Annotated in this window: 12 protein-coding genes and 1 tRNA gene; 8 read left to right on the forward strand and 5 right to left on the reverse strand. The window is 69.4% G+C overall.

Annotation, left to right across the window (positions count from 1 at the left end):
- Nucleotides 1-173: 173 nt before the first annotated feature.
- Both ACGFI6_RS11900 and ACGFI6_RS11905 read left to right on the forward strand, forming a co-directional pair.
- The gene (locus tag ACGFI6_RS11900; RefSeq protein ID WP_393117546.1) at nucleotides 174-764 is read left to right on the forward strand and encodes a TetR/AcrR family transcriptional regulator; all 591 of its coding nucleotides are present in this window, start codon (nucleotides 174-176) and stop codon (nucleotides 762-764) included.
- A gap of 2 nt (nucleotides 765-766) precedes the next feature.
- Nucleotides 767-1,537, forward strand: coding sequence for a CPBP family intramembrane glutamic endopeptidase (locus tag ACGFI6_RS11905; RefSeq protein ID WP_393117548.1), 771 nt, complete (start codon nucleotides 767-769; stop codon nucleotides 1,535-1,537).
- Here the strand turns inward: ACGFI6_RS11905 and ACGFI6_RS11910 are convergent.
- Nucleotides 1,472-2,266 (reverse strand): SDR family NAD(P)-dependent oxidoreductase, encoded by a 795-nt coding sequence (locus ACGFI6_RS11910; protein ID WP_393117550.1) that lies wholly within the window; start codon nucleotides 2,264-2,266, stop codon nucleotides 1,472-1,474. The genes ACGFI6_RS11905 and ACGFI6_RS11910 overlap by 66 nt on opposite strands.
- A 112-nt stretch (nucleotides 2,267-2,378) precedes the next feature.
- Here ACGFI6_RS11910 and ACGFI6_RS11915 point away from each other — a divergent pair, with 112 nt between their 5' ends.
- The 4 genes from ACGFI6_RS11915 to ACGFI6_RS11930 all read left to right on the forward strand — a co-directional run bounded on the left by ACGFI6_RS11915 (nucleotide 2,379) and on the right by ACGFI6_RS11930 (nucleotide 6,045).
- On the forward strand, nucleotides 2,379-3,155 hold the full coding sequence (locus ACGFI6_RS11915) for a hypothetical protein (RefSeq protein ID WP_393117552.1): 777 nt from the start codon (nucleotides 2,379-2,381) through the stop codon (nucleotides 3,153-3,155).
- Nucleotides 3,152-3,988 (forward strand): DUF4097 domain-containing protein, encoded by an 837-nt coding sequence (locus tag ACGFI6_RS11920; protein WP_393117554.1) that lies wholly within the window; start codon nucleotides 3,152-3,154, stop codon nucleotides 3,986-3,988. The genes ACGFI6_RS11915 and ACGFI6_RS11920 overlap by 4 nt, the downstream gene beginning before the upstream one ends.
- Nucleotides 3,989-4,090: 102 nt before the next feature.
- Nucleotides 4,091-4,336 (forward strand): hypothetical protein, encoded by a 246-nt coding sequence (locus tag ACGFI6_RS11925; protein WP_393117556.1) that lies wholly within the window; start codon nucleotides 4,091-4,093, stop codon nucleotides 4,334-4,336.
- 185 nt (nucleotides 4,337-4,521) lie between these two features.
- On the forward strand, nucleotides 4,522-6,045 hold the full coding sequence (locus ACGFI6_RS11930) for a hypothetical protein (RefSeq protein ID WP_393117558.1): 1,524 nt from the start codon (nucleotides 4,522-4,524) through the stop codon (nucleotides 6,043-6,045).
- A 52-nt stretch (nucleotides 6,046-6,097) separates the two neighbouring features.
- On the opposite strand, the gene dcd is transcribed toward ACGFI6_RS11930, so the two are convergent.
- Complete coding sequence (gene dcd / locus ACGFI6_RS11935) at nucleotides 6,098-6,673, reverse strand: dCTP deaminase (RefSeq protein WP_393117559.1); 576 nt, start codon at nucleotides 6,671-6,673, stop codon at nucleotides 6,098-6,100.
- Nucleotides 6,674-6,810: 137 nt separating this feature from the next.
- Nucleotides 6,811-7,251, reverse strand: a complete 441-nt coding sequence (locus ACGFI6_RS11940; RefSeq protein WP_393117561.1) for a MarR family winged helix-turn-helix transcriptional regulator — start codon at nucleotides 7,249-7,251, stop codon at nucleotides 6,811-6,813.
- A gap of 382 nt (nucleotides 7,252-7,633) precedes the next feature.
- Between ACGFI6_RS11940 and ACGFI6_RS11945 the strand changes: the two genes are divergently transcribed.
- Nucleotides 7,634-7,707, forward strand: a tRNA-Gly gene (locus ACGFI6_RS11945).
- A gap of 134 nt (nucleotides 7,708-7,841) precedes the next feature.
- Here ACGFI6_RS11945 and ACGFI6_RS11950 read toward each other — a convergent pair.
- Together ACGFI6_RS11950 and ACGFI6_RS11955 are read right to left on the reverse strand one after the other, a co-directional pair.
- Nucleotides 7,842-8,264, reverse strand: a complete 423-nt coding sequence (locus ACGFI6_RS11950) for a hypothetical protein (RefSeq protein WP_393117563.1) — start codon at nucleotides 8,262-8,264, stop codon at nucleotides 7,842-7,844.
- Between the two features lie 103 nt (nucleotides 8,265-8,367).
- Complete coding sequence (locus ACGFI6_RS11955; protein WP_393117565.1) at nucleotides 8,368-11,199, reverse strand: ATP-binding protein; 2,832 nt, start codon at nucleotides 11,197-11,199, stop codon at nucleotides 8,368-8,370.
- Nucleotides 11,200-11,434: 235 nt separating this feature from the next.
- On the opposite strand from ACGFI6_RS11955, the gene ACGFI6_RS11960 reads away from it, so the two are divergent.
- Complete coding sequence (locus ACGFI6_RS11960; protein WP_393117567.1) at nucleotides 11,435-11,887, forward strand: hypothetical protein; 453 nt, start codon at nucleotides 11,435-11,437, stop codon at nucleotides 11,885-11,887.
- Nucleotides 11,888-11,904 lie beyond the last annotated feature (17 nt).

The raw sequence follows: 11,904 nt of genomic DNA on the forward strand, positions 1-11,904 counted from the left end.
GTTGTACGACGTGTCCGGCAACGGACGGGTGCACCGGACGGCGGACTCGCGGTCCGGACCCCTCTCCAGGTATCCGGATGCTCACCCGTTGTCACTGACTAACTGATCGCACAGGGATCTGTTACGATTTCAGATATTAACGAATAGCCATTCACAAACTCGGAGGCGCCGACATGGCCCGGCCACGGCTGGTGAGTGACGAGGTGATCCTCGACGCGACCCGCGAGGTGCTGGCCGAGCTGGGGCCGCTGAAGCTGACCCTCGCGGCGGTCGGGGCCCGCGCCGGTCTGGCGGCGCCGACGCTGATGCAGCGGTTCGGCTCCAAGCGTGGTCTGCTGCTCGCGTCCGCGGCCCGATCGCCGCTGATGGTCCAGCGTCTGGCCGCGGCGGTCGCGGAACGGAACTCCTCGCCGCTGGCCACCCTCCGGGACTTCGCGCTGTCGTCGGTCGCCCACATCGAGCGCCGTGAACAGCTCGGCAACGGTCTCGGATTCGTCCAGCTCGACGTCGCCGATCCGGACTTCCGGCAGCACGCGCTGGCGCACTCGGCGGCGATCGTCGACAGCTGCGACCGGTTCTACCGGGAGGCGGTACAGGCGGGCGAGCTGCGCGCGGACACCGACGTACCGGCCCTGGCGCGGCACACCCTGGTCTGTTTCAACGGCGCGCTCCAGGTCTGGGCGGTGAACGGCTGGGGCTCGCTGACCGAGTTCCTCACCGAGCAGCTCGACCTGTTGATCGCTCCCCATCTCATCAAGGAGTAGCTGTGTTCTTGCGGGTGGTGGTGTTCTACCTGGCCACGATGGCCTTCAGCGGGATCCTGAACGCGCTGCAGTCGGCGGTCGGCCCGGATCCGGACCTGATCCAGCTGGTGCAGTTCGCGCCGGCGCTCGGCGTGGGCGTGATGTTCCTGGCGTTCCGCCGTACCACTCGGGTCGCCGTACGGTTCAAGCCGGCGAAGGTCGCCGCCGGGCGGAGCGCCCTGGTGGTCGGCATCGTCGTCGCGGCGATGCTGGTGTCCGTCCTCGTGCATGTGGTCGCCGGGCGGTCGTGGCGTGCGGACAGCCTGCCGTTCCCGGTCTGGGCGTTGGTGATCACGATGATCGTCGGTGCGGCGGGCGAGGAGCTCGGCTGGCGCGCATACCTGCAGCCGTACCTGCAGACGCGGTTCCCGGTGCTCGGGTCCTCGCTGATCGTCGGTGTGCTGTGGGGCTTCTGGCATATCGGTGGGTTCGCCAACGGTCTCGCGTTCATGGGCCTGTTCGTCGTGATGGCGACTGCCCTGTCCGTGGTGATGGGCGCGGTGCTGCAGGGTGCCCGCCGTACCAACCTCGTGGTTGCGACGGCGGCGCACGCGGCGGTCAACCTGGCACTGATCCTGCTGTTCGACGAGGAGGGCGGCGACCTCTTCCCGATCGCGGTGCTCGCCGCGGTCTGGACGGTCACCGCGGTCGTGGTCGGCTGGGCGGGCTCAGTGCAGGTACGACGCTCCGTTGAAGTCGAGGACCGCGCCGCTGGCCCAGTTCGCCTCGGCTGACGCGAGCCAGTAGATCGCGTTCCCGACCTCCTCGGCGGTCGCGACCCGGCCGAACGGGCTCTGCGCGCGGATCGCGTCGCCGCCCGGGCCGGCGAGGAACGTCTCGGTCATGTCGGTGGCGATGAATCCGGGCGCGATTGACGTCACGGTGATGTCAGCGGGTGCCAGCGATGCCGCCAACGACTGGCCGAGCGCGTGCAGTCCCGCCTTCGAGGCACCGTACGCCGGGACGTCGGGCTCACCGCGGTACGCGCCGCGGGACCCGACGTTGACGATCGCGCCCCGCCTGACGCCCTTCGCGGGGTCGGAGTCGAGCATCTGTCGCGCCACGCACCACGTCACGTGGGCGGCGCCCTCGAGGTTGACCGCGAGCGTCCGGCGCCAGGTCGCGACCCACTCGTCGTACGACGTCTCGGCCAACGGGTGACCGATCCGCCGGGAGCCCGCGACCGGCTCGTCGACGAACATCGCGGCGTTGTTCACCAGGACGTCGATCCGGCCGAGCCGGGCGGCCGATTCGTCAACCAGGGCAGGGATTGCGGCCGGATCGCCGAGATCGGCGGCGAGCACCGCGTGGCCCTCGCCGGGCAGCGCGGAACGGATCTCCTCGGCACGGTCGACGGCGCCGCGGCAGTGCAGCAGCACCCGGTCGCCGGCGTTTGCGAACGCCTTCGCCGCGGCCGCACCGACCCCTCGGGAGGCGCCGGTGATCAGTACTCCTCTGGACATGATTCTCCTTGTCGGTGCGCGTCCGGGTGACAGCATCCCATTCTGCCTTTGGCGGCACACTGACATCAGTAGGGGTTGACAGTGACGTCACGCTGACGTCATGATTGCTGCCATGGAACTTGACCACTACCTCGAGTCGGTCCGGCGGAGCGTCGAGAACGCCACCGCCCTGGCCGACGAGCAAACCCGCTCCGTGGCTCAGCGCCTCGGGGCCACGCTGGATGACGCGGGCCGCCTGGCCCTCATCTCAGCGCTGTCCGACGCCGCCGGGGAGATCAGCCGCGAGCTGTCCCCGGGCTCGGTCGAGCTCCGGATGGCCGGCGGCCGCCCGGAGTTCGTGGTCACGCCGGCGCCCAGCCAGCTGACCGGTCCGGACGAGCCCGACGAAGACATCGACGACGAGGTGGACGCCGAGGACGGCGAGCAGTTCGTCCCGGACGCCGACGAGCCGACCGCGCGGATCACGCTGCGGCTGCCGATGTCGATCAAGAACAAGGTGGACGAAGCCGCCAACGCCGAGGGCATCTCCTCGAACGCGTGGCTGATGCGCACCGTGATGACCGAGCTGAGCGTCGCCCGCCGTGGTGGCCCGCGCCCGCCCCGGCCGCCGCGCCCACCGCGAGGACCGGTGTTCGGCCCCGAGGGCCCGCTGGGTCCGAACGGGCCGCTCGGCCCCGACGGTGTCTTCGGCCCGAACGGCGTGTTCGGTCCGAACGGACCGTTCGGTGACGAGGGCGTCTTCGGCCCCGACCGCGGCCGGGGAGACCGGGACCGCCGCCGGGACGACCGGGACCGCCGGCGCGACGACAAGGACCGGCGACGGGAAGACAAGGAACGGCGCCGTGGCGGACACGGTCCGGGCCAGCGACTGACGGGATGGGCAGAATGAGCGAGCACAGTGCGACCCAGTTGATCGACGACGAGAACGACCGGATCGATCGGATCCGGATCGAGATCGGCTCCGGGCTGATCGAGATCGGGCCGAACTCCGAGGGCGAGGGCACTGTGGTCTCGATGGAGGTCGAGGGTGACGACGAGGGCGTGATCTTCGAGGCCCACGACGGCGAGCTGATCATCGAGAGCCCGCGGAACGTCCGCCGGGGGCCGGAGATCACGGTCCGGATCGCGACCTCCGCGGTGCTCGACGCCCGGGTCAAGACCGGCTCCGGCGACATCACCGCCGAGGTTCCGCTCGGGGTGGCCAGGCTCGCGACCGGCTCCGGTGATGTCCAGCTGTCCCGGGTCGAGCAGGAGCTCGGCATCAACACCGGGAGCGGTGACGTCAAGGTCGAGCAGGCCGGCGGGGCCGTCCGGGCGAGCACCGGGTCCGGTTCGATCGACATCGAGGAGGCGGCCGACGCGCTCGGCCTGAGCACCGGCTCCGGCGACGTCACGATCGGCGACGCGTCCGGTCCGACGTCGGTCAAGGTCGGCTCGGGGGACATCACCATCGAGCGGATCCGCGACCACTCGGTCGCCACCTCCGGTTCCGGCGACGTCAAGGTCGAGATCGCCGACGGACCGAGCGTCCAGGCCGAGACGGCCCGCGGCGACGTACAGATCGGGGTTCCGGACGGGCTCCCGGCGTACCTGGACCTGAAGACGGTCACCGGACGGATCCGGTGTGACCTCGAGCCCGGCCAGAAGCCGGCCGAGGGGGAGCGCGCCCTGATGCTGCGGGCCCGCACCGTCTCCGGCGACATCACCGTCGTCAAGGTCTGACACCAGCACCACCCGCTCGAAGGTCCCGCCGACACGGCGGGACCTGGGCGAAGCACTGCCAAAAACCAGACAGCACGGGGATTACGCGAGGGGAGCACGATCATGATGACCGAACACGCAGAGGTTGCCCGTTACCGCGTCGCCGAGCAGGTGCGCGCCGCCGAGGCCAGGGCCCAGTTGCACGAAGGCAGGGAACGCACCACCCCTCGGGCGGGGCTGGCGGGCGTACTGCGCCGGCTGGCCGACAAGCTGGAGCCGACGTCGCGCCGGCTGACGGAGCCGGCCGCCCGGGCGATCACCGAGCCGCAGGCCCGGCACCGCGGGACCGGCCTCTCGATCGTCCGGTGACCGGTACGCCGATCAACGGCGCCGCGCTCCTCGCGCTGCTCGTCCGCCTGGGGCTCGTCGGGGCGCAGCGCCGCCGGTAGAACTGCAGCTTCCTGCAACGCCTGTGGATAACTCCCCTGGCAGACCCACGGACACTGCTAGCGTTCAGGCGATCATTCTCGGTCGACCTGGGAGAGAAACCAACGATGTTGCGTCCGATGGTGGCAACTACAGCTGTCACCGCAGCCCTGATTCTGGTGGCCGGTTGCGGTGGCAACGACAAGAAGTCCGACGCGGGCTCCGACAGCAACGGCAACCAGCCCAACAGCTCCGCCTCGCCCACGGCCCCGAGCATCCCGACCTTCGACCCGCCGAAGGGCTTCGCGATCGGCGCGGCCTACCCGGTGCTCAAGTCCGAGCAGTACTCCTACGACGGAGCCGAGATGGGCATCGTCGGCAAGGTGGTCGTGACCAGCTCCATCACGGGCCTCACCGGCCGCGATGTCACCGATCCGACCAAGTCCTGGACGGTCAAGGCGACCCCGGCAACCACCACGAAGATCAACAAGGCGGTGAAGCCGCAGGCCGTGAAGGTCGACGGCAAGGACGTCGCGGTCGCGATCTACTCCGAGACCGACAAGGGCAACGGCACCCAGAAGCCGCAGGGCCTGGTGGTGATCCAGTGGATCGACGTGGCGACCGGCGACAAGATCGCCGAGATCTCGTCGAAGACCGCGTACGACACCGCCTCGATCGGCAACGTGGCGTACGACGTCGAGAGCGGCCAGGTCGTCGTCGGGACCGGGGGAGCGGCCCGCGCGGGTGGCGGCTCGGTGCCTGTCACGCTGTTCGCCGACCCGGCGACGAAGAAGGTCACGCCGGTGCCGGGGATCTCGCCGGCCGCGGTGCACGACGGCGCGATCGTGGGTTCGACCGAGCCGTCGTCGACCAACGCCAACGATGCCTCGATGGCGCTCGCGGACGGCCCGAGCGGGAAGGTCACGAAGAAGGTCGGCCCGCTGCAGACGGGCTACGAGAACCTGGCAGGTGGCAGCAAGCACGCCTACTTCAAGGGTTCGAAGTACATCAGCTACGAGAAGGGGTGGTCGCTCGGGCTGTACGCCGTCGATCTCTCGACAGGTGCGGTGACCACCACCCCGCTGCCGCCGATCCAGGACAGCACCCAGGACTCGGCCCTGATCTGCGACTACGACGCGGCGACCTCAGTTGTCTGCACCGGGAAGACGGGTTCCCCGGGAGTCGCCACGATCATCGGGCTCGACGACACCAGCGGCAAGAAGGTTTGGGGCTTCACGGACGATTCCGGCAACCGCAACGTGCCGGACGTGACCGCGGCGTACCACGGTGTCTTGTACGCGCAGACCGAGGCGCAGGCGGTGCTGATCGACGCGAAGACCGGCGCCGACCTGCCCAGCAAGGCCCCGTCCGGCAGCTCGAGCGCCAGCCCGTCCACGGGTGACTCGCCGTCGGACGGTGACAGCCCGACCGCCGGTGACACGCCGTCCGACGGTGACACTCCGTCCGACAGCGGCACCCCCTCGGACGGCAGCTCTCCCGGCAACGGCGACCTGGGTCTTTGGGCAGGCAAGCTGGATTCGCCCGAGTCCGTCTCGCCGTACGGCGGCGTCTTCAAGCAGGCGCCACACGGTGACTACAGCGTCACCAGCGAGCTCGATTCGGTCTGCATCTTCCTGAAGGCGACCGCCTGATCGATCGACCAGAAGGGGCCCGGGCGTACTGCCCGCGGCCCCTTTTCGGTGCTCAGATGTCGGTACGGTGGAAGTTCTTGAAGGAGCGGGACGGGGTCGGGCCGCGCTGGCCCTGGTACCGCGAGCCGTACTTCGCGGAGCCGTACGGGTTCTCGGCGGGGGAGGACAGCCGGAAGAAGCACAGCTGGCCGATCTTCATCCCGGGCCAGAGCTTGATCGGGAGCGTCGCGACGTTCGACAGCTCGAGCGTCACGTGGCCGGAGAAGCCCGGGTCGATGAAGCCGGCCGTGGAGTGCGTGAGCAGGCCGAGACGGCCCAGCGACGACTTGCCCTCGAGGCGCGCGGCCACGTCGTCGGGCAGCGTCACCAGTTCGTACGTCGATCCCAGGACGAACTCACCGGGATGCAGTATGAACGGTTCACCGCCGTCGGGCTCCACCAGCCGGGTCAGGTCCGGCTGTTCCTCGGCGGGGTCGATGTGCGGGTACCGGTGGTTCTCGAAGACCCGGAAGAACCGGTCCAGCCGTACGTCGACACTCGACGGCTGCACCATCGCAGCATCGAACGGATCCAGCTGGACCCGTTTCGCGTCGAGCTCGGCCAAAATGTCACGGTCGGAGAGCAGCACGGTCGCACGTTAGCAGCGTGCTGCTCATCCGCACAGCTTCGGTGCCTGTGATCCGGGTGCCTGGTGGTGGGTCGTCCGGAGCCCTCAGCTCTCCGGCGGGGCCGCACCACCAAGACCAGGGCCCGAGGCAACTATCGTCAGTTGGCGAGCTTGTTGAACTTCGACACCTGGGTGGCGAAGGTCTTCACCTGCGACGGGGACCAGTCCTTGAGCAGGTCCTCGATCACCTTGTGCCGCTTCTTCCGGGCCGCGGTCAGCTTGCGCTTGCCGGCCGCGGTCAGCGTCAGCAGGGTCGCGCGCGCGTCCGACTTGTCGGCCGCCCGCTTCAGCAGACCCTCCTCCTCCAGGCGCGCACAGGCCCGGCTGACCGGTCCCTTGTCCACCTCGAGCGCTGCCACCAGGTCGGCCATCCGCACCGGCGCCAGCTCTTCCACGTGGTTCAGCAACGCGTACTGTGCCGGCTCGAGATCCGGGTGCGCCTCGTCGGACAGCGTCCGCTGCAGACCGCGCAGCCGGCGTGCCAACGTGACGAGCTCCTTCTCGAGATTGTCGACCGCGTCAGTTGTGTCTGTTGCCACCGTTCACCCCTTCATCCAGTTGCCCCGCAACCATCTCGCCCGGTCCAGGACCGGATCCTCACATGCGTCGAATGTTGCCCCCGGCAACGCGTTCTAATCTGCCAGAAGATGACGAACCTGCCCAGTCCTGAACGTACCCTTTGTGAAAAACTGCCCAAGAAGCCCGGGTGCAAACCGTCCGTAGCGGTCTTTTCGATGCATTCGGCCACCTTTTCCGGGTATCCCACTGACGCCGCAGCAAACTCGCCCGGCAGCGGCCCCCGGAGCGAGCCGATCGGCGGGCTCCGGTGCGCGCAACCGGGCCGGTCCGGCGCGCGGACCCGGCGTGCTCCCCGGCCCCGGGATCGGCTATGCTCGTCCCCGTCGCCGGGCGACCGGCCGCGCGGGTGTAGTTCAATGGCAGAACATCAGCTTCCCAAGCTGACAGTGCGAGTTCGATTCTCGTCACCCGCTCCATTTGTCAGAACATGAGCCCCGGTCCTGCGGACCGGGGCTTCGTCGTGTCGCGCCGTCGATGAAGTGGATCAAACGGTTGACCCAGGCAAGGGGTCGAGACTGTTGCCTGGGTCAACTTTTCGGTGGGTGGCGGGTCAGGCGGTGTTGCCGGTGCTGATTGCGGTGTAGGCCGCGTCGCCGATCCAGGGCTGGTCGATGACCCACAGTTTGCCGGGCTGGAATTCCGGTACGTCGAAGTTGCACATGACCCAGCCGCCGTCGGCGCCGCGGGTGTTCAAGCACTCCCGGCCCCAGTGGCTGTGGCTCGGGTCCGACTTGATGGTGGCGGCGACGGAATGGCCGTTCGTCTTCGTGTCCTTCACCCAGACCCGGTCGCCGTAGGACGCGAAGCACGCCTTCGCGCCGGTCACCGATACGCACCAGACGTCCCAGCCGTTCTCGGCCGGGGGCGGTCCGCTCGGTACGCCTGTTGCTGCCGACGCGGTCGCGGTGGTTCCGGCCGTGATCAGCGCCACGGCCGCGGCGCCGCCGAGCAGCACTCGCCTCACCCTGCTCATAATCTCTCCAAGATTCACATAGTTCTGAATATTCACCTACAAGTGAGATTCAATCACGGGAGGAGGCGAGGCTCTGATGGCGTCCGTGCTGGAGTGACGGCGGTCACGGATGTTCGGCAGCGATCCCGCGGGTGGCTGCGAGATGCGCCAGCTCGACGCGGGACCGGATGCAGAGCTTGGCGAACACGTGCCGTAGGTGTGTGTTGACCGTGTACGGCGACAGGTAAAGGCGCTCGGCGACCTCGCGGTTCGTGGCTCCCCGCGCCACCAGGCCGACCACCGCGAACTCCGATTCGGTGAGCTCTGGCCAGTCGGGAGCCGAACGCGGGCCGCTGGCCGCCGGTCGTACGCCGCGAGCGCGCAGCATGCTGCGTACCCGAGAGGCGTCCCGCTCGGCGCCGGCCTGGGTATAGGCGGCGAGCGCGGACTCCAGCAGTGCCACGGCCTCGCCCGCCCGAGCGTCCGGAAGGAGCCGGCCGGCATCCTCGAGCACAGCCGCCCGAACCAGAGGGCGGGGATCCGTCTCGCTGCAGGCCACTGCTTGCAGCGCGATGTCCGGGTCGCTGTCGAGGATCGCCCGGGCGTGCAGAGCAGCGCATTGCAGCATCGGGAAGTCCGGATGCTGCGCCGAGAAGTCCTCCACGCGGGCGACCACGTCCTTCGCCTCCGCACGTCGGTCCGCGTCGAGCAGGATGCGGGTGAGTGCGGCCGAGTCGGCGTACATCCGTGGGTTGCTTGCCGAGAGCAGGTCCGCGCCCAATGGATCGAGTACGTCTCCGCCAGACTGTGCGGCTGCTGCTGGATCGCCGTCCGCGTCGGCCGCCAGCGCCATCAGCCAGGCTCCGAGACGGCGGCTGAATGGAGACTCCTGTGCCTCGCAGAGCCGGGCCGCGGATCGGCGGGCCTGGGCGACTCCTGCCGGGTCCCCGGTGTGCAGTGCCACCCTGCCGAGGATGTAGAGGCAGACGTGGTTGATGTAGCCGTAGCTCCCGTCGCCGATCTCGTCGGCCATCTCGATGGTCGCCTCGGCGTCGCTCCGGGCGTCAGCGAGGTGCCCGGCGGCGAACATCGCCCGGCACCGCACCATCGACCAGATCCGGAGGTGCGCCGAGACCCCGGCCTGCTGGGCGGCGTTCATCCCGGCGTCGATGAGCGCGAACGCCTCGTCGAGACGGGCCAGCATGATGAAGAACAGTGCCTTCCACGCATCGGCGAGCCACAGCCGCACGGCCAGGCGGTCGGTGGCGGCCTGCCCGGCGAGCGCCTCGTCGATCAGTCGGACGGCCTCCCGCCAGCAGCCGCGCGCGAGCGCCTGCGTAGCGCGCGGGAGCAGCGTGACCACCTCGTTGGCCGGGTCACCGGTCGACCGCGCGCTGTCGACGGCGTCCTGCACGGCCCGGCCTGCGCCGGCGACGTCGCCACACAGGTCGAGCCCCAGCGCCAGGAACGACTGCAGCTGGGTTCGCAGCGTCACGGGTACGCCGGACAACCGCAGCCCACGCTGCGACTGCTCGACCACGTCGATGGACTTGTACTGCATCGAAAGCATCGCGAGGCTGAGCCGTGCTTCGGCCTCCGCCGCCGGATCGACCAGGTCCTCCGGCGCGGCCGTCATCAGTCCCACCGCCTCCGCCGCCTTCCCGGCATGCACCAGGTAGGCAAGGGTCTCGGCGGTCAGCGGACCGCGACTGGGATCACCGCGCGGCGCCAGGTCCAGGGCCCGCCGGCTGAGGGTGCCCGCGACCGTCGGCGAGACCCGCGCTGTCTCCGCGGCGGCCCGGCGCAGGATCGCGATCGCATCGGCGTCCCCGGGCTGAGCCACCTCCAGGACATGGTCGGCGACGTCCGACGGCGGAGCGCCGTTCTGGAGCATCACGTCGATCGCGCGACGGCGCAGACTGCGCTTCACGGTCCTGGGCAGCGTCGCGGCGACAGCCTCGCGGACCAGATCGTGCCGGAACGCGACCCGATCGCCGTCCTCCGCGATCAGGCCGGCGGCCAGAGCTTCGCGCAGCGCGCCGAGGATCGCGGCCGGTGTGGTGCCGACGAGCCCGGCCAGCTCGTCGGCCGAGAACCGCCGGCCCAGTACGCAGGCCATCTGCAGCACGTCGTACGCCTCGACGGACAGCCGCGCCAGCTGCTGGTTCACGGAATCGACGAACCGCAAGGGGATCCGGGTCCCGGTGAGTCGGGCGACACCGTCGTCGACCGCTACCGACTTCTCCTCGCGCATCCCGCGCAGCAACTCGGTCAGCAGGAACGGCTGTCCTCGAACTCCACCGAGCACCTTGAGCAGCGCCGCATCGGGCCTACCGCCGAGCAGGTCCTCGGCGACCTCAGCCACCGAGCTCCGGTCCAGGAGATCCAACGCGATCGTTCGTGCACCGGCCGCCTCCAACCGGTTGAGCGCACCCCGTGCCGCGCCGGACAGGTCGGTGGACCGGGCTGCCAGCAGCCAGAGGATCCGGTGCGTGGTGAGCTGCCGCGGCAACGTGCCGAGGGCCGCAAGGGTTGCCGCGTCGGCCCATTGCACGTCGTCGATCGAGATCAGTACGGGTGCGTGAAGTGCCGCGCGCTCCAGGGACTCCTGCAGTTCCCGGAGGAGCCAGAATCGCTGGTCGGGCGACTGACTGAGGTCACGGAGCAGTGCGGGATCCACCGGTGCGTCGTGTGCGGACACGAGTGCTTCGAGCAACGGGCCGAGCGGGATCACCTGCGTCGCGGCGTCGCCCGTGCCGTGGAAGACGCGGATCCCGTGCAGCCTGGCCAGGTCGCCGACTGCATCGAGGAGCGCGGTCTTGCCCATGCCGGCTGCGCCGGTGATGAGCACCGTGCCGCCACGACCGCCCCGGACGTCGTCGATCACGTCGCGTAGCGCCTCGATCTCGTCCTGCCGCCCACGCAGCGGGAGGCCGGGCTGCGGTTCGCTACGCACGCACAGATTCATCTGCGGCCTGCCCTCGGGTCATCAGATCGTGGCAGTCTGCGCGGTCTCCTTGCCCCCTGCGACCGCGGCCCGTCCAGCCTAGGACGGGCCGCGCAGCACCCGCATCCGTTGTTTGCCTAGCAACGCGGCGCCCCCGGATGCCGTCAGGACCGGTAGACCTCGAGCTCGACGATGCGGGGAGTACGTGTAGTCGTTGCCCGTCGAGGCTCTATCGTTTGGCGGCATGAGCTACCAGCAGCAGCCGCCGCAGTTCCAGCCGCAGGGTCCGCAGTTCCAGCCGCAACAGCAGTACCCGGCCCCGGGGCCGATGGGGTTGTTGCAGCTGACTGTTCAGGGCAGCGCGATGACGTCCAACATGATTCCGCCGACGGTGCACCTGAACGGCTACTCGGTCCCGGTCAAGTACGGTCGGAACGACATCCCGGTCCCTGCTGGGCCGCTGCACATCGACATCCACGCGCAGTGGATCCTCACCTACGGGAAGGCCGCGCTGGACTGCACGGTGCAGCCGAACCAGGCGGTGCCGGTGTTCTACGCGTCGCCGTACCACCAGTTCTCGTCCGGGAGCATCGGGCACAGCCCGGTGAAACGCAAAGGGATCGGCGGGCTGTTCGTTTTGGTCGCGGTCGTGGTCGCCGTGGTCCTGCTGGCGACCCTGCTCGGCGCGCTCGGCTGAGGGCGGTTCGAGTTCGC

Source organism: Kribbella sp. NPDC048928, assembly GCF_043197975.1.
Classification (GTDB): Bacteria; Actinomycetota; Actinomycetes; order Propionibacteriales; family Kribbellaceae; genus Kribbella.